The organism is Stenotrophomonas sp. RG-453, from assembly GCF_033843685.1.
GTDB classification, from domain to species: domain Bacteria; phylum Pseudomonadota; class Gammaproteobacteria; order Xanthomonadales; family Xanthomonadaceae; genus Stenotrophomonas; species Stenotrophomonas bentonitica_A.
Map to the genome: position 1 here is coordinate 33,380 of NZ_JAMYED010000008.1, position 20,596 is coordinate 53,975.

Genomic DNA, 20,596 nt, shown 5'->3' on the forward strand with positions numbered 1-20,596 from the left:
GATGAAGCCCTTTCAATCTCTGGTGGTCCTGCTCTTGGCCGTCGCCCTGGGCGTGATCGCCTCACAGTGGCTCGGCACCGAACAGCTGCGGCAGTTCGGCGAAGTGATCTACCGCTACGGCGGTACCGACTACCGCTCCACCGTGCCGCAGGTCGCCCTGATGGTGCTGGTGGGTCTGCTGGTGCTGTGGCTGCTGTGGAGCCTGCTGGCCTCGCCGTTCCGCGCCTGGGGCCGCTACCGCCGCAAGCAGGGCCGTGCGCGCCTGACCGAGGGCCTGCAGGCCCATGAACAGGGCCACTGGCAGCGTGCGGAAAAGCTGTTGACCAGCGCCGCCGAAGACAAGGAAGTGAGTGCTGTCGCCTTGGTCACTGCGGTGCGCAGCGCGCAGGCGCGCGACGACGACACCGCGGTCAACCAGTATCTGCAGCGCCTGGCCGCCGAAGACGCCACCAGCCATGCCCTGCTGCAGGCCGAACGTCTGCTGGCACAGGAGCGCCCGGTGGATGCGATCAACGTGCTCGACATCGCCGCGATCCAGCCGCTGCCGCCCCGCGGCCTGTGGCTGCGCACCGAGGCACTGGCCCGTGCCGATCGCGCGCATGAGGCGTACGGGCAGCTGGGCGCGCTGCGCAAGCAGAAGGTGCTGCCGGACACCGCCGTGGCCGAACTGGAAATCCGCCTGGCGGCCCAGTCGCTGCTGGAGGCCGGTGATGTCAACGCACTGGCCGCGCAGTGGGAGGCCACGCCGAAGGCCCTGCGCAGCGATCCGGACGTGGTTTCGGCCTATGCCCTGCGGGCGGTTGCCCTGGACTGGGACGAACCGGCCCTGCTGAACCTGGAGCAGGCGCTGGACACGCGCTGGGACGACTCGGTGGTGACGCTCTACGGCCAGATGCCGGTGGAGAAGCTGGCCACGCGCCAGGCCAACCTGCAGCGCTGGTTGACCACCCAGCCCTCCAGCCCCGCACTGCTGCTGGCGCTGGGTCGCATTGCCGCCCGTCAGCGCCAGCACACGCTGGCCGAGGATTACCTGCACCGCGCGATCGCCGCTGGTGCCGGCCCGGCCGCTTGGGAAGCGTTGGGCGAGCTGCTCCTGGAACGCGGCGAGACCGCACTGGCCTCGCAGTGCTTCGCCAATGCCCTGCGCCAGCAGCGCGGCGACGACAGCGTGGCGCTGGCCCGTGCCTCGACCGCGACGTCGCTGGACCCGATCGTGCCCGAGCGCGCCACCGTCGAAGAGCAATCGCTGATGGGTGAACCGGCGCCGGTGCATGATCGCCTGCACGTGGAGCAGGGCCGCATGCACGCCGAGGAAGATCGCCTGCACGTGGAACGCGACGAGTTCGGCAACCCGCGCCTGCCGTAACAGCCGGCGCGGGATTTGGGACATCCACGCATGGCGTGGATCTACCCGGAAACGAAGAAGGCCGCCCTTGGGCGGCCTTCTTCATTTCCTGCGTCGGCGATCAGCGCTCGACGATCGCCACCACGCCCATGCCGCCGGCGGTGCAGATCGAGACCAGCGCGCGGCCACCGCCGCGTTCGGCCAGCTGCTTGGCCGCCGTGGCGATCACGCGGGCGCCGGTGGCGGCGAACGGGTGGCCGGTGGCCAGCGAGGAGCCCAGCGGATTGATCTTGGCCGGATCGATCTTGCCCAGCGGCGCCTCCAGGCCCAGCCGGTTGCGGCAGTAGTCTTCGCTTTCCCACGCGCGCAACGTGCACAGCACCTGTGCAGCGAAGGCCTCGTGGATTTCGTAGAGATCGAAATCCTGCAGGGTCAGGCCATTGCGCTTGAGCATCTCCGGCACCGCGATGGTCGGCGCCATCAGCAGGCCTTCGCCGTGTACGAAATCAACGGCCGCCACCTGCGAATCACGCAGGTACGCCAGCGGCTCGTGGCCATGCGCGCGCGCCCACTCTTCGCTGGCCAACAGCACCGCCGAGGCGCCGTCGGTGAGCGGGGTGGAGTTGGCGGCGGTCAGCGTGCCGCGCCCGGAGACCTTGTCGAAGGCGGGCTTCAGCGTGGCCAGTTTTTCCAGCGAGGTATCGGCGCGCAGGATGTTGTCGCGCTCCACGCCGCGGAACGGCGCGATCAGGTCGTTGAAGAACCCGCGCTCGTAGGCAGCGGCCAGCTTCTTGTGCGAGGACACCGCCCACTCATCCTGCGAGTCGCGGGAGATGTTCCACTCCTTGGCCATGTCTTCGCAGTGGTCGCCCATGCTCTTGCCGGTGCGCGGCTCGGCCACGCCCGGGAACTCCGGCTTGAGCTCGCTCAGCTTGAAGCCGCGGGTCAGTGCCTTGAGCTTGTCGCCGGTGCTCTTGGCGCGGTTGGCCGCCAGCAGGCGCGCGCGCAGCTTCTTGCCATAGACGATCGGCACATCGGAGGTGGTGTCCGAACCGCCGCCGATGCCCGAATCGATCTGGCCCAGCGCGATCTTGTTGGCCACCGCGATGATCGTATCCAGCGAGGTGCCGCAGGCGCGCTGCATGGTGATACCGGGGGTCAGCGGAGACAGGCCCGAGGACAGCGTGGCTTCGCGGCCGAGGTTCCAGTCGCTGGAGTGCTTGATCACCGCGCCCATCGCCACTTCGCCCAACTGCTGGCCGTGCAGGCCGAAGCGTTCGACCAGCGCACCGAGGGTGCGCACCGACATACCGAGGTTGCCGACGTCCGAATAAGCCGTGTTCTGGCGACAGAACGGAATGCGGACGCCGCCGAGGATGGCGACGGGACGGGCGTTGGGCATGGAGATACCTGGCATGGGAGGGGTGTCTGCAACATGGCCTGCACGAAGGAGCAGGCATAATGGGGCCAAGTGTAGCTGCCGCCCTGTGATGGGCCAACCGTGAAACCATGAGCAAACCCGACCACGGCATGAATGCCATTGGCGTACTGGCATTGGAACTGGCCGGCGGCGACGCCCCGCGCCATGCCGCGCTGTCCTCCGAACAGGCTGGTGAACTGGCCGAGCGCGTCGGCCGCGATCTGGCCAAGCTGGTGCCCGGCGTCAGCGGGCTGGACTTCGTGTTCGCCGGCGCCCATTTCGATCCGGCGGAAATCCTGCGCCCGGGCTGGCCGGTGCACCGGCGCCTGGAAGAACTGCAGATGCGCGCCCCGGGCCGCAACCAGGGCCCGCGCGTGCTGGCCTTTGGTGCCGGCGCCGACGGCGATGTGCCGTTGCCGTTCCAGGCCGATGCCAGCCTGACCGGTGGCGGCCTGCGGGTCGTCCCGTTCCTGCTGACCGGCACCGAAGTCGTCCAGACCCAGGCCGTGGCCGAAGCACTGGAAGAGGTGCTGCTGGCCCAGGGCATGGCGCAGGCCGATACCGCGCTGCAGGCGCAGAACGCCTTCGGCGCGCAGATCGAGCACGCCCGCTATTTCACGGTGAATGATCTCGCCGCGATGATGTCGATGCAGTACGACAACCAGGGCCTGGCGATTCTGTGGCCGCTAATCGAAACCGCGCTGATGGCACCGCACGTGGAAGAGTGGCTGGATGCCGCGCCGGAGCCGCTGCTTCGATACGCTGATGGCGAAGTGCGTATGGCGCTGTTCGATCCCGCCGGCTGGTGTGCGTACTACAACCACGGCACCGGCGACTGCGATCGCCTGCAGGGCATCTACGACCAGTACCTGATCCGCCAGCGGCAGATGGCCGCCGTGCTCGAAGCGCATGGCCTGCCGGTGCTGTTCGTGCATTGCGAGGCCGGACAGGACGCGCGCGAGCTGCTGGCGCGTTGACGGTAGTGCCGGCCGCTGGCCGGCTCCCTCGGGAAAATCGATATCGCTCATGGCAGCCACGCATGGCGTGGCTCTACCAACGTTCAAAAAAAACGCCGGCGTTCGCCGGCGTTTTTCGTCAAACACGGCCCGGATTACGGGGCCGCTTTGATCACCGCACAGGCCAGGCGCGCACCGGCATTGCCGGTCGGCTGGGTCTTGTAGTCATCCGCGTCGGCATGGACGATCAGGCCGCGGCCGATGATGTCAAAGCCATCCCCCTTGCCGATGTTGACGTTGGTCGACACCGGGGCGTCGACCACGGCGTTGCCCTGGGCGTCGGCCTTGATGTTGGGCATGTCGCCGCCGTGATGCGGTTCGCTGGCCACGCTGCCATGGTCTTCCTGGCCCGGGTTGAAGTGGCCGCCGGCGCTGGCGCCGTCCGGCGCGCTGCAGTCGCCCTTCTCATGGATGTGGAAGCCGTGCTCGCTGTTCGGCTTCAGGCCGCTGACCTGGCCTTTCACGTGCACCTTGCCGTCAACGACGCTGAAGGTCACGGTGCCTTTGACGTCATTGCCCTGGGTGGCCGCGAGATCGGCACTGGCGGTGTGGTTGGCATGGGCTTCGCTGGTCATCGCCGGCGGTGCCTCGGGGGTCGCTTCAGCGGTCGGCTGGGCGGCAGTGGCTTCGGCGGCCGGGGTGGCTTCAGGGGTGGTGTCGGCCGGCTTGTTGCAGGCGGTCAGGCCGAGCGCGGCGATGGCAGCGAACAGCGTGGTGTGGATCAGGCGCATGTGGATCTCCTTGCGGGTAGCGTTGATAGAAACGACGTCGTGGGAGGGCGCGATCAGCGCACGACCCGGATGACGCCGCAGGCAATGCGGGCGCCGGCGTTGCCGGCCGGCTGGCTGCGGTAATCGTCGGCGTTGGCGTGCACGATCAGTGCACGCCCGGCGATATCGGTGGCTGCGCCGCCGCCAAGCGTAACCGCTGGCAGGCGGATGTCGACATTGACGCGACCCTGCGCATCGGCGCGCAGGTTGTCCATGTCACCGGCGTGATGCGCACCGGCACTGTTGCGGCCGTGCGGCTGACCGGCGGGATTGAAATGCGCGCCAGCGCTGCTCGCGTCGACCGCACTGCAGTCGCCGCGCTCATGCACGTGGAACCCGGCCACCTGCAGCGGCTGCAGGCCACCGATGACCCCGGTGATGTGCACGCCACGGGCATCCGGCACCAGAGCAAGGCGCCCACTGACCAGGCTGGCCGAGGCGGGCGACAGATTGGCCTCTGCCATCTGCGCGGTGCTGACCACCGGCACGACGGGGGCGACGGGGCGCGGCGGCGGTGTGCTGCCGCAGGCGGCCAGACCGACCGTGATCGCCGCAGCGAGGACGACATGGGAACTGCGCATGGGAAGACTCCTTGGTTGCAAACTAACCGTGTGCTCGTCCACAGGCCATGAAAGCGGCCCGGACATGGCGCACACGCGGTGTGGACATGCGGTTCATCCGCCGCGACGGCGGCCGGCGCCGAGCTTGCGGGTCAGGGTGTTGCGGCCCATGCCCAGCCGCGCGGCGGCCTCGGCACGGCGGCCGTGGGTGATCTGCAGCGCCGCTTCGAGCAGGGCCTGGTCGACCCGGTCACGCACCTGCGCGTGCAGGCCTTCGGCACCTTCGGCCAGACGCTGGCGCGCCCATGCCGAGAGCAACGTTTCCCACTGCCCCGGATCGCCGGCACTGCGCGAGCGCGGTGCGCCGGCACCGCGGTGCAGTGCGCTGTCCACATCGGCCACGCCGATGCTGTCGGCCGCGGCAAGCGCCGCCATGCGCCAGCACACGTTCTCCAGCTCACGCACGTTGCCGGGCCAATCGTGTTCGCGCAGCGCCTGCAGCGCCGCCGCGGTCAGCCGCTTGGGAGGCGTATCCAGTTTGCGCGCGGCCGCGGCCAGGAAGGTCTCGGCCAGTTGCGCGACATCGTCGCGACGCTCACGCAGCGGTGGCAATCGCAACCGCACCACATCCAGCCGGTGCAGCAGATCGGCGCGGAAGCGCCCCTGCGCGACCAGCGTTTCCAGATCCTGATGGGTCGCGGCGATCACACGCACATCGACCCGGATCAACTCGCGCCCGCCGACGCGGAAGAACTCGCCCTCGGCCAGGACGCGCAGCAGGCGCGTCTGCAGCGGCAACGGCATGTCGCCGATTTCATCCAGGAACAAGGTGCCGCCATTGGCCTGCTCGAAGCGGCCGATATGGCGACGCTGTGCACCGGTGAACGCACCCGCCTCGTGGCCGAACAGCTCGCTCTCCAGCAACTCGGACGGAATCGCCGCGGTATTGAGGGCGACGAACGGCCCCTGCACGCGCGGCGACTCGTGGTGCAGCGCATGCGCGACCAGCTCCTTGCCGGTGCCGGTTTCGCCGTTGATCAAGACCGACAACGGCGCCTGCGCGAGGCGCCCGATCGCGCGGAACAGCGCGCGCATCGCCGGCGTATCGCCGACCAGCTGCGGACGCTGATCGGGCGGTATCGTGCTGGCGGTCTCGCTCGGCTCGGCCAAGGTGACATCCGGGGCCGGCAGGACGCGCTGCGCCAGGGCGACCGCATCGTCCAGATCGAATGGCTTGGACAGGAACTCCTGTGCACCGCCGCGGAAGGCACCTGCGGTGCTCGCCACATCGGTATAGGCCGACATCACGATCACCGGCAGCTGCGGATGCGCTGCCTTGAGCTTGTCGAGCAACACCAGCCCATCATCGCCGGGCATGCGGACATCGGTGAACAGCAGATCCGGCGGCGCCTGCTCGGCGAGCATCGCCAGCGCGGCAGCCGCACCGTCGAACCCTTCGACACGGTAGCCGGCCTCGCGCAGCGCGGTGCACAGCACGAAGCGCACCGCGCGGTCATCGTCGACCACCCAGACGCGCTGGGCAGTGGTATCGACCTGGTCAGCCATGAGTGGCGGTGTCCTCGGCGGGGGTGCCCTGCCCGATCGGCAGCAGCACGGTGAATACGGTATGGCCCGGGCGCGAGCGGTAGGTCAGGGTGCCGCGATGCTCGCGCGCGACCTGCTGCGCCAGCGCCAGGCCCAGCCCGGTGCCCTCGGCACGACCACTGACCAGCGGCAGGAACAGGTGCTCGGCCAGGTCTTCGGGCACGCCACGGCCGTCATCGGCGATTTCCAGCCGCAGTGCCAGCGGGTGCAGCTGATCGGTGATCCGCACGCCGTGCTCCACGCGCGTGCGCAGGGTGACGGTGCCCGCACCGGCCTGGATCGCATTGCGGACCAGGTTCCACACGGCCTGGGTGAGGCGGTCGGCGTCGCCATCGAACTCGGGAATGCTGGGGTCGTAATCGCGCTGCATCCGGACGGCCCAGCCACCCTCGCTCTCGGCCAGGCGCAGCACGCGCTCCAGCGAGGCATGGATGTTGAGCGCTGCATGCGGCGCGGCCGGCGCCGGCGACAGCAGCTGCTCGAGCAGGCCGTTGAGGCGTTCGATCTCCGAGCCGATCAGCTCGATCAGTTCACGCTCGTCCGGATCGCGTTGCGCGTTGCGCCGTGCCAGCAGCTGGGCCGCGCCTTTCAACCCGGCCAGCGGGTTACGCAGCTCGTGCGCCAGACCCTTGAGCGCGGCACTGAGCGCGCTGGGCAGCGCCTGCGTGGGATCCAGCCCCGGGAATTCATCGACCGGATGCGCCTCCAGCAACCAGCCACCCTCGTCCCAGCGGCTCAGCCAGCCCTCGGCAAAGCGCGGCGCATCGCCCGGCAGCGCCAGGGCCAGCCGGTGCAGGCGCAGGGTGTCGCGCTCGTCACGGGCCAGGAAGTGGGCCAGGGCGTCGCCCTGGGCCTCCAGCGAGGCCATCGGCTGGCCCAGCAAGCGCCGCACGCTCACGCCCAGCCAGCGCGCGAAGGCGGGATTGCAGCCCACCAGGCGGCCACTGGCATCGGCCCAGGCGACCGGGGTGCCGAGGGCGTCGAGGGCGGGAGGCGGGAGCGCGGTGGTCATTGCACCAATGTAGTGCAAAACGGCAAGCCTGTTGATCCCGGTTTCCTGCCTCGCTCACGCATGCTGCAGGATGTTGACCAGCCGGCCCAACGGATCGCGGAGGTAGAACCGACGCACGCCCCACGGTTCGTTGGCTGGGCCATAGGCGATGGGGAGGTTGGCCGCGTTCACCCGACGAAGCAGTTCGTCCAGATCGTCGACCTCGATGGAGAGATCGGGCACGGCGGTACCGGAGCCGCCTTCGGACGCCACACTCACCTGGACGGTCATATCCGCGGATCCCGCATAGGTGCGGATCCAGCCGTGATCCATGACCAGCTCCAGGCCGAGGATGTCCCGATAGAAACTGTCCGCGGCGGACGGATCGGACGCGGCGATATTGGCGATGATGCGTTTGACCTTCATGAGCCCTCCCGGGCGCTGCAACAACCGCACGTATACCCGCCTCCACCAGATCCGCGCGTCGTCAGTTCGCCGTGACCGGCGCCTTCGGCAACGCCACGCCCTTCGGCCACAACATCCAGATCGTGCCCTTCTGCTTCATGTGCCCCGCCAGTTCGCCGGCCGCATCGCCGGTGCCCCAGAACAGGTCCGCGCGGACCTCACCGGTGATGGCACCGCCGGTATCCTGCGCGGCGACCGGGCGCACCAGCGCGGTGCCGCCCGGGCGCGTGGTGGACAGCCACAGCAGGCTGCCCAACGGCACCACGTTGCGATCCACGGCAACGCTGTAGCCGGCGGTCAGCGGCACGTTCAACGAGCCGCGCGGGCCTTCGTCGCTGTCCGGGCCGCGGGTGAAGAACACATAGCTGGGATTGCTGGCAAGCAGTTCGGGCACACGGGTCGGGTGGGCATCGGCCCAGGCGCGGATGGCGGCCATGCTGACGTCGGCTTGCTTCAGTTCACCCTGCTCCACCAGCCAGCGGCCGATGGGGCGATAGGGATGGCCATTCTGGTCGGCGTAGGCGATCCGCAGCTGACGGCCATCGGCCAGCTGGACGCGGCCCGATCCCTGGATCTGCAGGAACTGCAGGTCCATCGGGCTGGTCAGCCAGGCCAGTACGGGTGCCTTGACGCCGTTCGCGGCGATCCGCGCGGCATCGTCATACGGCTTGAGCACGCGCCCTTCCACGCGTCCGCGCAGGCGCTTGCCCTTGAGTTCGGGATAAAGACTCTCGAGCTGGACGCTGATCATGTCGTCGGGCACACCGTACACCGGCACCGCCGCCTTGGCGGTGCGGGTGAGGCTGCCGGCATAGATCGGCTCGTAGTAACCGGTGATCAGGCCATCGGCCCGGTTGCCACCGGCGCGCAGGGCATAGACGTCGAGATTCGCCTGCAGGAACTGGCGGATGGCGGCCGGCGTGGTGGCAACCTTGGCGGCCGCGGCGCAGGTGGGTGCCCAGTTGGCCTCTGTCTTCAGGCGCGGGCAGGCACTGCGCCAGGCGGCGAAGCCGGCCTGCAGATCGGCGTCCGCGACGGCGGGCAATGCGTTCCAACTCGTCTTTGCGTAGGTGCTGGTGGGCACGGTCGCTGGCGATGACGCAGGGCGCTGCGGCGCGACCGCGCAGGCGCTCAACATGGCCAACCCGACCCCCGACAGCGCGGCGTGCTTGAGTGCGTGGCGAAGGGAATCGGACTTCATGGGCGGCGTTCCTGTTGCAGCAGCAGCGAGTGCAGGATGCGGGCGTCTTCGGCATCAAGATCTGCGGGAAGATCGTCGCGCCCGCGGAAGCGGCGATGGAAGGCGCCGACGGCGGCCGCCCGGTCGTCCATCGGGTAGCCGAAGGCCTGCAGGGCCATCCAGGCATCAAAGCCGGCCGGTGCCGGGCCATCGGCTGCGCGCGGCCATACGCCGAAACCGGCTTCGGCCAGTTGCTGCCACGGGAAGAAACGGCTGGGATCCTGCTTGCGCGAGGGGGCCAGATCGGCATGCGCGATGATCTGGCTGGGCGGAATGCGCAGGCGCGTGCACAGGTCATCCAGCAGGCGGATCAGGGCCGCGATCTGTGCCGGTGCGAACGGCGTGTCGCCATCGTTGTCGATCTCGATGCCGATCGAGGCCGAGTTGAGATCGGTGATCGTCCCCCAGCGACCGGGACCGGCATGCCAGGCGCGCCGGTCATCGCCGACCAGTTGGTAGATGTGGCCATCGGCCCCGACCAGATAGTGCGAACTGACCTTGCCGCCGCTGTTGGCGCTGCGCAGCGTGTCCAGGCTCTGCTGCACGGAATGCTGATCGGTGTGGTGCAGCACGATCACCACCGGCGCGCGCGCGTTGTGGTTCGGCGACGGCACCCAGGTGGCGAGCGGGCTGCGGACCTCGGTGCTGGCGCAGGCGGCGAGCAGCAGAAGGGCGAGCAGTGCGAGGGAAGTACGGGTCACGTGCATGCCTGCATTGTGCGTGATTGCACGATCAGCTGCCAAAGCACGGTAATGCCCGGCAGGCGCCCACAAAAAACCGGCGACCCGAAGGCCGCCGGCAAAGGTAGAACATCTCTCTCTCGTTTCTAATGCGGTAGCGCGCGCGGATCAGGCCTCGTAGGCCGACTCGCCGTGCGAGGTGACGTCCAGGCCGGTGCGCTCTGCTTCTTCAGTGACGCGCAGGCCAAACACCATGCGCACCACCAGCAGGATCAGCACGGTGGCTACGGCACACCAGACGATGGTGAAGCCGACGCTGACCAGCTGCACCCAGACCTGGTGGCCGATGTCCAGGTCGGCCTTGGTGCCGCCCAGCGATTGCGCGCTGAACACACCGGTGAGCAGCGCACCGACGATGCCGCCGATGCCGTGCACGCCGAACACATCGGCGGTGTCATCGACCTTGAGCAGGCGCTTGAGGCCGGTGACGCCCCAGACGCAGACCACGCCGGCGACCAGGCCGATCACGATCGCGCCCAGCGGGCCGACGGTGCCGCAGGCCGGGGTGATGCCGACCAGGCCGGCGACGGCGCCGGAGGCAGCGCCCAGCGCGGACGGCTTGCCCTTGCTGACCGCTTCGACCAGGGTCCAGCCCAGTACCGCGGCGGCGGTGGCGAGGATGGTGTTGATGAAGGCCAGCGAGGCGACGGTGTCGGCGGCGGCGGCCGAGCCGGCGTTGAAGCCGAACCAGCCCACCCACAGCAGCATCGCGCCGATGTAGGTGAACGGCACGTTGTGCGGCTTCAATGCGGTCTGGCCGTAGCCGATGCGCTTGCCGACGAAGTACGCCCCCACCAGGCCCGCCACGCCGGCATTGATGTGGACCACGGTGCCACCGGCGAAGTCGATCGCGCCCATCTCACCCAGATAGCCGCCGCCCCACACGATGTGCGCCATCGGGATGTAGCTCAGGGTGAACCACAGGGCCGAGAACAGCAGCACGGCCTTGAACTTGATGCGCTCGGCGAACGCACCGACGATCAGCGCGGTGGTAATGCCGGCGAAGGTCGACTGGAAGGCGACGAACAGGTAGTCCGGCAGGCCGGCGATCGGCGTGTTGCCGACGGTATCCGGGCCGAAGCCCTTGAGGAAGGCGAACTCGGTGAACGAGCCGAAGAAGGCGTTGCCTTGGCTGAACACCGCGCTGTAGCCGTAGGCCACCCACAGCATCAGCACCAGCGAGAACACCACCAGGATCTGGCTGAGGATGGACAGCACGTTCTTGGAGCGCACCAGGCCGCCGTAGAACAGGGCCAGGCCCGGCACCACCATCAGCAGCACCAGCAGGGTGGAGGTGAGCATCCAGGCGACATCGCCGTGATCGAACGTGGCCGCCGCGGCGGCTTCGGCGACCGGGGCGGCCGTGGCTTCCGGCGTGGCCGGCAGCGGCTCGACCGCGACCGTCTCCGACGGTGCCGGGGTAACCTGGGCCTGGGCGTGCGCACTGGTGGAGAAGGCACCGACGGCCAGCGCGCTGAGCACCATCATCAGGCACACGGCATGGAACCGGGCTTGCCACCCGGTGAACAAAGAGGTCTTCATTGTGGGCTCCGAGTGGGGTTAGAGCGCGTCAGCGCCGATTTCGCCGGTGCGGATGCGGACGACCTGTTCGACCGCGGTGACAAAGATCTTGCCGTCGCCGATCTTGCCGGTGCCGGCCGCGGTCTGGATGGCCTCGACCACGGCCTCCAGGCGATCGTCGGTCACGACGGTCTCGATCTTGATCTTCGGCAGGAAATCCACGACGTACTCCGCGCCGCGATACAACTCGGTGTGGCCCTTCTGGCGCCCGAAGCCTTTGACTTCGGTCACGGTGATGCCCGACACGCCAGCGTCGGAGAGGGCCTCGCGGACCTCGTCGAGCTTGAACGGCCGGATGATGGCGGAGATCAGTTTCATGCGCATATCCCGATGGTGGATGGAACCGGCCCGCATGGGGCCGATGTCAGGTCAACCGGCGGCCACTTGCACATGGCCGCCGGTCGTTGCGCCGAACGTTGCATGGGCCACGCCGTTGCCGACGCCCGAAGGGCGACGCCAGCGGTGACGCGGGAGGGAGGAAGGGCCCATGACACGCGTCCGGTCTCTCTTGCCCCTGGTGGTAGAGCGGACCAACGGTCCGCTCTACCTTTTTCAGCGGACCAACGGTCCGCTCTACAACATGGTCGCCTTGCCGGCTCCCCAGCCGGAAAAGCGGCGACGATGACGAAGGGTGGGAGGGAAATCCTTCGTCATCGTCACCTGTTGCTCAGTTCGCGTAGTACATCTGGTACTCGAGCGGGTGGGTCGCCGCGCGGAACTTGGTGACTTCCTGCATCTTCAGTGCGATGTAGCCGTCGATGAAGTCGTCGCTCATCACGCCACCGGCCTTGAGGAACTCGCGGTCCTTGTCCAGCGCTTCCAGGGCCTGGTCCAGCGAGGAGCAGACCTGCGGGATCAGCTTCTCTTCTTCCGGCGGCAGGTCGTACAGATCCTTGTCGCTCGGTGCGCCCGGGTCGATCTGGTTCTTGATGCCGTCCAGGCCGGCCATCATCAGCACGGTGAAAGTTAGGTAGCCGGACTGGATCGGATCGGGGAAGCGCATTTCGATGCGGCGCGCCTTCGGGTTGGACACCCACGGAATGCGGCACGAGGCGGAACGGTTGCGGGCCGAGTAGGCCAGCATCACCGGGGCTTCGAAGCCCGGGACCAGGCGCTTGTAGCTGTTGGTGCCGGAGTTGGCGAAGGCATTGATCGCCTTGGCGTGCTTGAAGATGCCGCCGATGTACCACAGCGCCAGCTGGCTCAGGCCGCCGTAGCCATCACCGGAGAACAGGTTGGTGCCGCCCTTGGAGAGCGACTGGTGCACGTGCATGCCGCTGCCGTTGTCGCCGACCAGCGGCTTGGGCATGAAGGTGGCGGTCTTGCCGTTGCGGTGGGCAACGTTCTTGATGACGTGCTTCATGCGCAGCAGTTCATCGGCCTTCTGCACCAGGGTGCTGAACTTGGTGCCGATTTCGCACTGGCCGGCGGTCGCCACTTCGTGGTGCTGCACTTCCACTTCGATGCCGACCTGTTCCAGGGTCTTGCACATTTCCGCACGCAGGTCGTGCAGCGAATCGGTCGGCGGGACCGGGAAGTAGCCGCCCTTGACGGCCGGACGGTAGCCGCTGTTGGCGCCGTCGTACTTGTCACCGGTGCTCCAGGCCGCTTCTTCGGAATCGATCTTGAAGAAGGTGTGGCCCATGTCGTTGGCGAAGCGGACCGAATCGAAGATGAAGAACTCCGGCTCCGGACCGAAGAAGGCCTGCTCGGCGATGCCGGAGGACTTCAGGTAGGCCTCGGCGCGCTTGGCGATGCCGCGCGGGCAGCGGCCGTACGGCTGCATGGTGGCCGGATCGAGGATGTCGCAGCTGATGACCAGGGTCGGGTCGGCGTAGAACGGGTCGATGTAGGCGCTGGACGGGTCCGGCAGCAGGACCATGTCCGACTCGTTGATGCCCTTCCAGCCGGCGATCGAGCTGCCATCGAACATCTTGCCTTCTTCAAACAGCGACGGCTCCACGATGCTGACCGGGAAGGTGACGTGCTGCTCGATACCACGCATATCGACGAAACGCAGGTCGACGAACTCGATCTGGTTGTCCTTGATCAGCTTCTCAACATTTTCCACGGACATCGGTGAAACCTCAGATGGGTGATTGCCTGAGTGGATAAAGCAATCCCCGTGCCAACTTTTCAGACTTCACAAACCCTTGATTTCACTGGGCTGCCCGACCCCGCAGTGCACGGCTATCCGCACCAAAATAGTGCGCGCCCTGCACCACGCACACATTTGGTGCGGGACGCGGATGTTTTATGCTGCCTCCCGATTTCACCCATTCCGAGCCCCAGCCCCCCCGATGTCCGACCTGCTCTCCGCCCTCCTTCTGGGCATTCTTGAAGGCCTCACCGAATTCTTGCCGATCTCCAGCACCGGCCACCTGCTGATCGCCCAGCACTGGTTGGGCGCACGCTCGGACTTCTTCAACATCATCATCCAGGCCGGCGCGATCCTGGCGATCACGCTGGTGTTCCGGCAGCGGCTGTGGACCCTGGCGACCGGCCTGCATGAGCGCGCCAACCGCGATTACGTGCTCAAGCTCGGCACCGCCTTCCTGGTCACCGCCGTGGTCGGCCTGCCGGTCCGCCTGGCCGGCTGGGAACTGCCGGAGACGGTCACGCCGGTAGCCTGGGCACTGATCATCGGCGGCCTGTGGATGATCCTGGTGGAGGCCTACACCGCACGCCTGCCCGAGCGCGATGAGGTGACCTGGAAGGTCGCCATCCTGGTCGGTGTGGCGCAGGTGGTGGCCGGTGTGTTCCCGGGCACCTCGCGGTCGGCGGCGGCGATCTTCATCGCGATGCTGTTCGGCCTGAGCCGCCGCGCGAAAGCCACCGAGTTCGTGTTCCTGGTCGGCATCCCGACCATGTTCGCCGCCAGCGGCTATGCCTTCCTGGAACTGGCCAAGGACGGCAAGCTCGCCAGTGAGAACTGGACCGACGTCGGCGTGGCCTTCCTTGCCGCGGTCGTCACCGGCTTCATCGTAGTGAAGTGGTTGCTGGGCTACATCAAGTCGCACAAGTTCACGGCGTTCGCGGTCTACCGCATCGCACTGGGCGCGGCCTTGCTGCTCTGGTTGCCCGCTGGCAACTGAACGGCCCGGCGCCGACCTGACCCCGTTGGGGGCGCGTCGGCGTTTTTCCCCAGGTTCCCAAGGAGATGTACATGAAACGCACCCTGATGCTGATGCTGCCGCTGGCCCTGATGGCCGCCTGCAGCAACCCTTCCACCGCCCCGGCCGGCCGCGATGACCTCGCCCCGGCACCGACCGCCGCCGCCGACCAGGCTGCCGTGGCCCGCCTGGATGTGCAGCGCCTGCAGGGCAGCCATTGGCGCCTGGAATCGGCCACCGATGCAAGCGGCAAGCGCATCGATGCGCTGTTCGCCCGCGCGGACAAGCCGGTCACGCTGGACTTCAAGGATGACCGCATCGCGATCAGCAACACCTGCAACCGCATGGGCGGGGGCTACACGCTGGCCGATGGTTCGCTGACCGTCTCGCCGATGGCCTCGACCATGATGGCCTGCACCGACAAGAACCTGATGGCGCTGGACCAGGCCGTCGGCAGCCGCCTGGAAGGCGCGCTCAAGACCGAGCTGGGCGATGCCGGCCAGCTGACCCTGCGTACCGCCAACGGCGATGTGCTGGTGTTCACCCCGGAGCCGACCGCTGAGACCCGCTACGGCGGCGAAGGCGAAACGGTGTTCCTGGAGGTGGCCGCGCAGACCAAGCCGTGCCCGCACCCGCTGATCCGCGACAAGCAGTGCCTGCAGACGCGCGAGATCCGCTACGACGCCAACGGCATCAAGCAGGGCGAGCCGGGCGAGTGGCAGAACTTCTACGACGTCATCGAGGGCTACACCCACGAAGACGGCGTGCGCAACGTGGTGCGCGTGAAGCGCTACACGATCGCCAACCCACCGGCCGATGCCTCGTCCAACGCTTACGTGCTGGACATGGTGGTCGAGTCGGCGAACGAGAAGAAATAAGAACGCAGAAGGGCGGCCGCTGGCCGCCCTTCTTCATCCTGTAGTGCCGGCCGCTGGCGGGCTCCGGACTGTAGTGCCGGCCGCTGGCCGGCTCCCGACAGCGCAGTACCGACCAACGGTCGGTACCTACCGGATGTAACGCCGACCAACGGTCGGCATCTACCGGATGTGGTGGCGACCAACGGTCGGCACCCACCGGGGGATCACGCCAGCGCCGGGTTCAACGTATACGTGCCATGCAGCGATGCTTCGGCCAGCACGTGCCCGTGCATCGCATGCAGCACATCGGCAGCCGTAAACGGCGTGGGCAGCTCCAGCTGCGCCACGTCCAGCGCGAACACGCGGAAGAAGTAGCGGTGCACGCGCTCGTCGTTGAACGGCGGGTACGGGCCGTCATAGCCCAGGTACTGGCCGGCCATGTCCGGATTGCCGGCGAACCAACCGGTGAAATCGTTCAGGCCCTGGCGGCTGCCCGCCGGGCCGGCCGGCTGGGTCTTGCCGCGCACGGTGAAGCCGTCGCTGCAGCTGCCCGCGGCCAGCGCGCGCACATCGGCCGGAATATCGGCCATCGCCCAGTGCGCGAAGTGCGCACGCGGTTGATCGCGTGGCACCGTGCAATCCTGGCGGCCGACCGTATCGGGCACGGTCGGCACATCCGGGTCGATGCACAGCAGCGCGAACGACCGGGTGCCGGCCGGCACATCGTGCCAGGCCAGCTGCGGGTTGCGGTTGGGGGCGAAGCCTTCGGCATCGCCGGCCGCGAAGGTGGCGGCGATCGGTTGGCCGTTGGTGATGCTGTCACTGCTCAGATGCATACAGGTCTCCTCATTCTTCCGGGTAACCCAGGCGCACCGCGACCGAGGTCAGCAGCGCGAACGCCGGCCCCATCACCTCGCGGTAATCGCGCCAGTGGCCGGGGGCCATGCGGGCCGGGCCCAGCGTGCCGGCCGGCGGGAAACGCATGCCGAAGTGGGCACCGAGGTACTCGGCCATCGCCTGCGGATCGTTGCCGATCTCGTCGATCTTCAACAGCGCGTGCGGGTACAGGCTCTGCTCGTGCAGGGTGGCGACCTGGGCCAGCGCACGCGCCAGCCATTCGGCCGCTTCGTGCACCGAGGTCACCGCGAGCGGGGCCGGGGCACTGAAGGCGATCCACTCCAGCAGCATGTCGCGCGGGTCGCGCAGCACGATGACCAGGCGTGCCTCCGGCAGCTGGGGGCGCAGCGCCCACAGCAGCGCGTTGTCCCACCACAGCAGCCAATCGATCACCGCCCCGTCGGCGATGCCCCGGGCTGGCAACTGGCTGCGCCACTGCTCCACCAGTGCCTCGGGCGTGAGCTTGCCGGTCGAGAGCTCCTGCAGCGTGTGATAGCGCTGGAAGGGATCGTTGGGCGGCGTCGGCCCGAAGCGGTCACCACGCATCACCGGGCTGGCGGCGGCCATCGCGGCGACCACGCGTTCAACGCCGGAGCCGGGTGCGCCCCAGATGAACAGCGGGGCGATCGCATTGTCTTCAGCCACCGGCGCAAGGTCCGGCCAGCTCAGCGGTGCCTTGGCCTGCGGCGGCAGCGGCAGGCGCTGCGGCGCCTCGGCCGCATGCAGGTCGACCCACGTCCGCAGCGCATCCTGGTACTGGCCGGCACGGTCCTGCACAGAGCCCAGCCAGGCGCGCAGCCCCGCCCGGGCATCCTCCGGGGCCGTGTCCAGCAGCGCCTGCACGCGCGCGATCGCGGCAGCCGGCTCACGCGTGAGCAGTCCATCGACCAGGCGCACTTCACCGGAAACCCGGCCCGGCTCCAGCGCGACGATGCGCTCGGCCACGGCCTCGGCCTGGTCGGCTTCGTTGTTCATGTCGTGCAGGCGCAAACGCGTTTCCAGTGCCGGCAGGTGCTCCGGCATGGCCTGCAGCCAGCGTTCGCCCACGGCCACCGCTTCCGGGCCACCCACCGGTTCCACGGTAAGGCGCGCCATCCACAGGTCATGCACCTCGGGATGATCGGCCAAGGTCGCATCCAGCGTCTCGCGGGCCTGCTGTTCACGGCCCAGGCGCTGCCACGCCATCAGCAGCAGCTGAAGCGTGTGCCGATCGGAGGGCCACTGCGCCAGCACCGGCAGCAGGTGCTCCAGCGCCTGCAACGGCTGGCCGGCCTGCAGTTCGAGCTCGCCGGCCAGGCGGCGCATGGCCGGCGTATCGCCGCCGGGCACGGCCAGGACCTGGCGCATCATGTCCGCTGCGCTCTCCAGGTTGCCCTGGCGCAGCGCGAGCTGGACGACCAGCCCCTGCAGGGCGGTGGTGGCCGGATTCAGGGCAAGTACCCGGCGGAAGGCCTGCTCGGCGAAGGCCAGCATGTCCTTGCCCAGGTAGGCAAAGCCCAGTGCGTAAAGCACCCGGGCATCATCCGGCAGCGCCTGGCTGGCCGCCGAGAGCTGGGCCAGCGCGCGATCCACCTCACCCCGGCGCAGCGCGACCATGCCCGAGAGGGCGGCCAGTTCCGGATGTTCCTCATCCACGCGCAGGCCCAGGCGGGTCAGGCGGTCGGCGTCGTCCACATCATTGCGGGCCAGTGCCAGGTGCGCCTGCATCACGTACGCGGACAGTTCGTTGGGGTTGAGTTCGGCGGTGCGGTCCAGCGCCGAGCCGGCCGCGTCGAACTGGCGCAGGGCCAGCAACAGGCCGGCCTGCTGCAGATGCAGGTCGGCGTTGTCCGGCGCCAGCGTCAGGGCCTGCTGCAGGCTGGCCAGCGCGTCATCGAACTGGCCCTGCTGCTGCAGCGACAGCGACAGCCAGCGGTGCGCCTGCGGCTGCTCCGGCTCGGCCGCGATCCACTCGCGCGCCAGCTGCACGGCATCGTCCACCGCATTGCGGCGCAGGGCTTGGAGAATCTGGTCTTGCATGACGGTCCGAACTCGAGGGCAAACCCCGATTGTAGCGGGGCCGGCCGGCCAGAACGGCTGTCAGGCCGGCGTGTTCGCCTCGATCCGCAGCCGCTGGGCCACCCAGCGTTCGGAGAAGCCATCACCACGCCAGTTTTCCAGGAAGCCGCAGTGGCCACCCCACGGGGCGATTTCCAGGTGGGCGTGGGCCGGCAGCCGCCAGCCGTTGAAGGTGGCGAACGGGATCACCGGGTCATCCTGCGCCATCAGGATGTCGGCCGGCACCTGCAGCCCGGCCAGGCGGTCGCCCGCGATGGAGTAACCATCGAAGTAGGCCTGCAGCGAACCGAACTCGGTGTGGTGCTCGACCAGCCAGGCGGTCAGCGCGCGGATGTCCAGCTTGAGCACGCGGTCGTCCCAGTCGCTCAGCTCGGGGAACAGATCGCGCTTGCGACGCAGCGAGCCGGCCCATTTGCGCCGGAAGTACCAGTCGTACATCGCCGGGCCGTTCTCGATGCTCTCCATCGTGATCGCCGGGTCCAGCACCGGGCACACCGAGGCCACGCGGCGCAGCGGCACGCCGGCCGAGGGCGCGCGCAGGGCCAGGCGCAGCACGAAGTTGCCGCCCAGCGAATAGCCGGCGGCGACCAGCGGCAGCTCGGGCCAGCGGCGGGCGATGTCACCGGCTGCGTGCACCACTTCATCGATGCGGTTGGAGTGGAAGATGCCCGGGTTGAGGTGGTGGGTATTGCCATGGTCGCGGAAATTCAGCCGCACCACGTCGTAGCCTTCTTCCAGCAGCCGCGCGGCGGTCATGCGCATGTAGCTCGATTCGGCACTGCCTTCCCAACCATGCAGCAGCAGCGCCATGCCGACCGGCTGGCGCCCCTGGAGGTAGCTGTGCCAGCCCTGCAGGCGCACGCCTTCACCGCCATCGAGGATCAGCTCGTCGGTGTGCGCGCCGGTCGCCGCCAGCAGCACCAGCCCGCGCTGCATCCGCATCCGGCTCGAGCTGAGCATCGACTGCAGGTGCGGGTTGCGCAGCCAACGCGGGGGGTGATAGTCGGCAGCGGTCAACATGGGCGCGAGCCTGCTCCCGGCCGCGACGCTGGCGTGTGAAGGACCACCACCGCTTACTCGGCGGACATGGCCGCCAGGATGCGCGCGCGCGAGGTTTCCGCGATGCGGCGACGGCCTTCCAGATCGTGGGTATCAATGGGCGCGAGGAAGTGCACCTCGGCCCGCCGTGCCGGCTCTCCCAGCAGACGCAGGAAGTTGGCGAAGAAACTCTCTTTCGGGCCGAACGCGACAATGGTCTGCGCGTCACCGCGCCAGCCGTAGCGCAACGCGACCGGCTGCACCGGGACCTGGGTCTCGACCGCGGCCTGGAAGATGCGCGCATGGAAGGGGCCGACTTCATGGCCACCGCGGGTGCGCCCTTCCGGGAACACGCCCACTGCCTTGCCCTCGCGCAGGCGCACGACCATTTCCTGCATCACCCCACCCAGCGACTCGGTGCTGCCGCGCTGGTGGAAGATCGTCTGCCCGCGCGCGGCCAGCCAGCCGACCACCGGCCAGCCGGCGATCTCCTGCTTGGCCACGAAGCCCATCATGCGCTGGCTGTGCAGCATCGAAATATCGACCCAGCTGACATGGTTGGCCACGAACAGCACCGCACCCGGCAGCGGTGTGCCGATCCGGTGCAGGCGGAAGCCGAAGATCCACATCAGCCCGCCCGACCAGGCGTTCACCGCCACATGCTCGAACGTGCGCTGGCCCACGCGCACGCGCCCCCACGGCGGCAGCATGGCGATCAGCAGCATCGGCAGGAACAGCAACAGGTGGACCAGCAGCAGCGGTACGCGGTACAGGTAACGGCACACACGCGCCACGCCGCCACGTGAGGCCGGAGTGGGGGAATTCATCCGCGAACGATACCCGAGCGCCGCAGGCTCTGCCAGCGGAATCCGGACAAATCGATGGCAGGCCCAAGCCAGC

19 protein-coding genes are annotated in these 20,596 nt (G+C 68.3%); 4 read left to right on the forward strand and 15 right to left on the reverse strand.

All coding sequences use genetic code 11. From position 1 onward, the window contains the following. The first annotated feature begins 1 nt into the window (after position 1). Positions 2 to 1,366, forward strand: coding sequence for a heme biosynthesis HemY N-terminal domain-containing protein (locus NJD74_RS15550; RefSeq protein WP_319624541.1), 1,365 nt, complete (start codon positions 2 to 4; stop codon positions 1,364 to 1,366). A 100-nt stretch (positions 1,367 to 1,466) separates the two neighbouring features. On the opposite strand, the gene NJD74_RS15555 is transcribed toward NJD74_RS15550, so the two are convergent. Further along, positions 1,467 to 2,762 carry an acetyl-CoA C-acetyltransferase gene (locus NJD74_RS15555; protein WP_026070059.1) on the reverse strand — a complete coding sequence of 432 codons (1,296 nt, stop codon included), beginning with the start codon at positions 2,760 to 2,762 and terminating at the stop codon, positions 1,467 to 1,469. Positions 2,763 to 2,854: 92 nt separating this feature from the next. Here NJD74_RS15555 and NJD74_RS15560 point away from each other — a divergent pair, with 92 nt between their 5' ends. Next, entirely contained in the window at positions 2,855 to 3,742 is an 888-nt protein-coding gene (locus NJD74_RS15560; protein WP_070472014.1) for a hypothetical protein, read from the forward strand. A 134-nt stretch (positions 3,743 to 3,876) separates the two neighbouring features. Here the strand turns inward: NJD74_RS15560 and NJD74_RS15565 are convergent, their stop codons facing one another. The 10 genes from NJD74_RS15565 to glnA all read right to left on the reverse strand — a co-directional run bounded on the left by NJD74_RS15565 (position 3,877) and on the right by glnA (position 13,810). Further along, positions 3,877 to 4,512 (reverse strand): superoxide dismutase family protein, encoded by a 636-nt coding sequence (locus NJD74_RS15565; protein WP_102788809.1) that lies wholly within the window; start codon positions 4,510 to 4,512, stop codon positions 3,877 to 3,879. A gap of 53 nt (positions 4,513 to 4,565) precedes the next feature. Beyond that, positions 4,566 to 5,132 (reverse strand): superoxide dismutase family protein, encoded by a 567-nt coding sequence (locus tag NJD74_RS15570; RefSeq protein WP_070473801.1) that lies wholly within the window; start codon positions 5,130 to 5,132, stop codon positions 4,566 to 4,568. Positions 5,133 to 5,225: 93 nt separating this feature from the next. After that, positions 5,226 to 6,677 carry a nitrogen regulation protein NR(I) gene (ntrC, locus tag NJD74_RS15575; RefSeq protein ID WP_319624542.1) on the reverse strand — a complete coding sequence of 484 codons (1,452 nt, stop codon included), beginning with the start codon at positions 6,675 to 6,677 and terminating at the stop codon, positions 5,226 to 5,228. Continuing rightward, the gene (locus NJD74_RS15580; protein WP_070473806.1) at positions 6,670 to 7,728 is read right to left on the reverse strand and encodes an ATP-binding protein; all 1,059 of its coding nucleotides are present in this window, start codon (positions 7,726 to 7,728) and stop codon (positions 6,670 to 6,672) included. Before NJD74_RS15580 ends, ntrC begins: the two co-directional genes overlap by 8 nt. 54 nt (positions 7,729 to 7,782) lie before the next feature. Next, positions 7,783 to 8,133 (reverse strand): VOC family protein, encoded by a 351-nt coding sequence (locus NJD74_RS15585; protein ID WP_070473808.1) that lies wholly within the window; start codon positions 8,131 to 8,133, stop codon positions 7,783 to 7,785. A 61-nt stretch (positions 8,134 to 8,194) separates the two neighbouring features. Further along, positions 8,195 to 9,310 (reverse strand): MltA domain-containing protein, encoded by a 1,116-nt coding sequence (locus NJD74_RS15590; protein ID WP_254427820.1) that lies wholly within the window; start codon positions 9,308 to 9,310, stop codon positions 8,195 to 8,197. Positions 9,311 to 9,369: 59 nt separating this feature from the next. Next, entirely contained in the window at positions 9,370 to 10,119 is a 750-nt protein-coding gene (locus NJD74_RS15595) for an N-acetylmuramoyl-L-alanine amidase (RefSeq protein WP_070473812.1), read from the reverse strand. 141 nt (positions 10,120 to 10,260) lie between these two features. Beyond that, positions 10,261 to 11,694, reverse strand: coding sequence for an ammonium transporter (amt, locus tag NJD74_RS15600; RefSeq protein ID WP_070473814.1), 1,434 nt, complete (start codon positions 11,692 to 11,694; stop codon positions 10,261 to 10,263). Positions 11,695 to 11,712: 18 nt separating this feature from the next. After that, positions 11,713 to 12,051, reverse strand: coding sequence for a P-II family nitrogen regulator (locus NJD74_RS15605; protein WP_019184907.1), 339 nt, complete (start codon positions 12,049 to 12,051; stop codon positions 11,713 to 11,715). 349 nt (positions 12,052 to 12,400) lie between these two features. Beyond that, complete coding sequence (gene glnA, locus NJD74_RS15610; protein WP_019184908.1) at positions 12,401 to 13,810, reverse strand: type I glutamate--ammonia ligase; 1,410 nt, start codon at positions 13,808 to 13,810, stop codon at positions 12,401 to 12,403. A 223-nt stretch (positions 13,811 to 14,033) separates the two neighbouring features. On the opposite strand from glnA, the gene NJD74_RS15615 reads away from it, so the two are divergent. After that, positions 14,034 to 14,828, forward strand: a complete 795-nt coding sequence (locus tag NJD74_RS15615; protein WP_026070060.1) for an undecaprenyl-diphosphate phosphatase — start codon at positions 14,034 to 14,036, stop codon at positions 14,826 to 14,828. Between the two features lie 71 nt (positions 14,829 to 14,899). After that, on the forward strand, positions 14,900 to 15,724 hold the full coding sequence (locus tag NJD74_RS15620) for an META and DUF4377 domain-containing protein (RefSeq protein ID WP_026070061.1): 825 nt from the start codon (positions 14,900 to 14,902) through the stop codon (positions 15,722 to 15,724). 203 nt (positions 15,725 to 15,927) lie between these two features. Here the strand turns inward: NJD74_RS15620 and NJD74_RS15625 are convergent, their stop codons facing one another. From NJD74_RS15625 to NJD74_RS15640, 4 genes are read right to left on the reverse strand one after another with little or no spacing between them, the layout of a single operon-like run. After that, on the reverse strand, positions 15,928 to 16,539 hold the full coding sequence (locus NJD74_RS15625; RefSeq protein ID WP_019184911.1) for a YbhB/YbcL family Raf kinase inhibitor-like protein: 612 nt from the start codon (positions 16,537 to 16,539) through the stop codon (positions 15,928 to 15,930). A gap of 10 nt (positions 16,540 to 16,549) precedes the next feature. Next, the gene (locus NJD74_RS15630; protein WP_070473816.1) at positions 16,550 to 18,619 is read right to left on the reverse strand and encodes a tetratricopeptide repeat protein; all 2,070 of its coding nucleotides are present in this window, start codon (positions 18,617 to 18,619) and stop codon (positions 16,550 to 16,552) included. Between the two features lie 60 nt (positions 18,620 to 18,679). Then, the gene (locus NJD74_RS15635; RefSeq protein ID WP_026070062.1) at positions 18,680 to 19,675 is read right to left on the reverse strand and encodes an alpha/beta fold hydrolase; all 996 of its coding nucleotides are present in this window, start codon (positions 19,673 to 19,675) and stop codon (positions 18,680 to 18,682) included. Between the two features lie 56 nt (positions 19,676 to 19,731). Then, positions 19,732 to 20,523, reverse strand: coding sequence for a lysophospholipid acyltransferase family protein (locus NJD74_RS15640; protein WP_319624543.1), 792 nt, complete (start codon positions 20,521 to 20,523; stop codon positions 19,732 to 19,734). Positions 20,524 to 20,596: the final 73 nt, after the last annotated feature.

Bases quoted from the DNA above. Each gene is read 5' to 3' on its own strand.
- NJD74_RS15585 (WP_070473808.1), bottom strand. From the start codon at position 8,133: ATGAAGGTCAAACGCATCATCGCCAATATCGCCGCGTCCGATCCGTCC.
- NJD74_RS15620 (WP_026070061.1), top strand. From the start codon at position 14,900: ATGAAACGCACCCTGATGCTGATGCTGCCGCTGGCCCTGATGGCCGCC.
- NJD74_RS15615 (WP_026070060.1), top strand. From the start codon at position 14,034: ATGTCCGACCTGCTCTCCGCCCTCCTTCTGGGCATTCTTGAAGGCCTC.
- ntrC (WP_319624542.1), bottom strand. From the start codon at position 6,677: ATGGCTGACCAGGTCGATACCACTGCCCAGCGCGTCTGGGTGGTCGAC.
- amt (WP_070473814.1), bottom strand. From the start codon at position 11,694: ATGAAGACCTCTTTGTTCACCGGGTGGCAAGCCCGGTTCCATGCCGTG.
- NJD74_RS15640 (WP_319624543.1), bottom strand. From the start codon at position 20,523: ATGAATTCCCCCACTCCGGCCTCACGTGGCGGCGTGGCGCGTGTGTGC.
- NJD74_RS15580 (WP_070473806.1), bottom strand. From the start codon at position 7,728: ATGACCACCGCGCTCCCGCCTCCCGCCCTCGACGCCCTCGGCACCCCG.
- NJD74_RS15560 (WP_070472014.1), top strand. From the start codon at position 2,855: ATGAGCAAACCCGACCACGGCATGAATGCCATTGGCGTACTGGCATTG.
- NJD74_RS15550 (WP_319624541.1), top strand. From the start codon at position 2: ATGAAGCCCTTTCAATCTCTGGTGGTCCTGCTCTTGGCCGTCGCCCTG.
- NJD74_RS15570 (WP_070473801.1), bottom strand. From the start codon at position 5,132: ATGCGCAGTTCCCATGTCGTCCTCGCTGCGGCGATCACGGTCGGTCTG.
- glnA (WP_019184908.1), bottom strand. From the start codon at position 13,810: ATGTCCGTGGAAAATGTTGAGAAGCTGATCAAGGACAACCAGATCGAG.
- NJD74_RS15605 (WP_019184907.1), bottom strand. From the start codon at position 12,051: ATGAAACTGATCTCCGCCATCATCCGGCCGTTCAAGCTCGACGAGGTC.
- NJD74_RS15625 (WP_019184911.1), bottom strand. From the start codon at position 16,539: ATGCATCTGAGCAGTGACAGCATCACCAACGGCCAACCGATCGCCGCC.
- NJD74_RS15630 (WP_070473816.1), bottom strand. From the start codon at position 18,619: ATGCAAGACCAGATTCTCCAAGCCCTGCGCCGCAATGCGGTGGACGAT.
- NJD74_RS15565 (WP_102788809.1), bottom strand. From the start codon at position 4,512: ATGCGCCTGATCCACACCACGCTGTTCGCTGCCATCGCCGCGCTCGGC.
- NJD74_RS15555 (WP_026070059.1), bottom strand. From the start codon at position 2,762: ATGCCAGGTATCTCCATGCCCAACGCCCGTCCCGTCGCCATCCTCGGC.
- NJD74_RS15590 (WP_254427820.1), bottom strand. From the start codon at position 9,310: ATGTTGAGCGCCTGCGCGGTCGCGCCGCAGCGCCCTGCGTCATCGCCA.
- NJD74_RS15595 (WP_070473812.1), bottom strand. From the start codon at position 10,119: ATGCACGTGACCCGTACTTCCCTCGCACTGCTCGCCCTTCTGCTGCTC.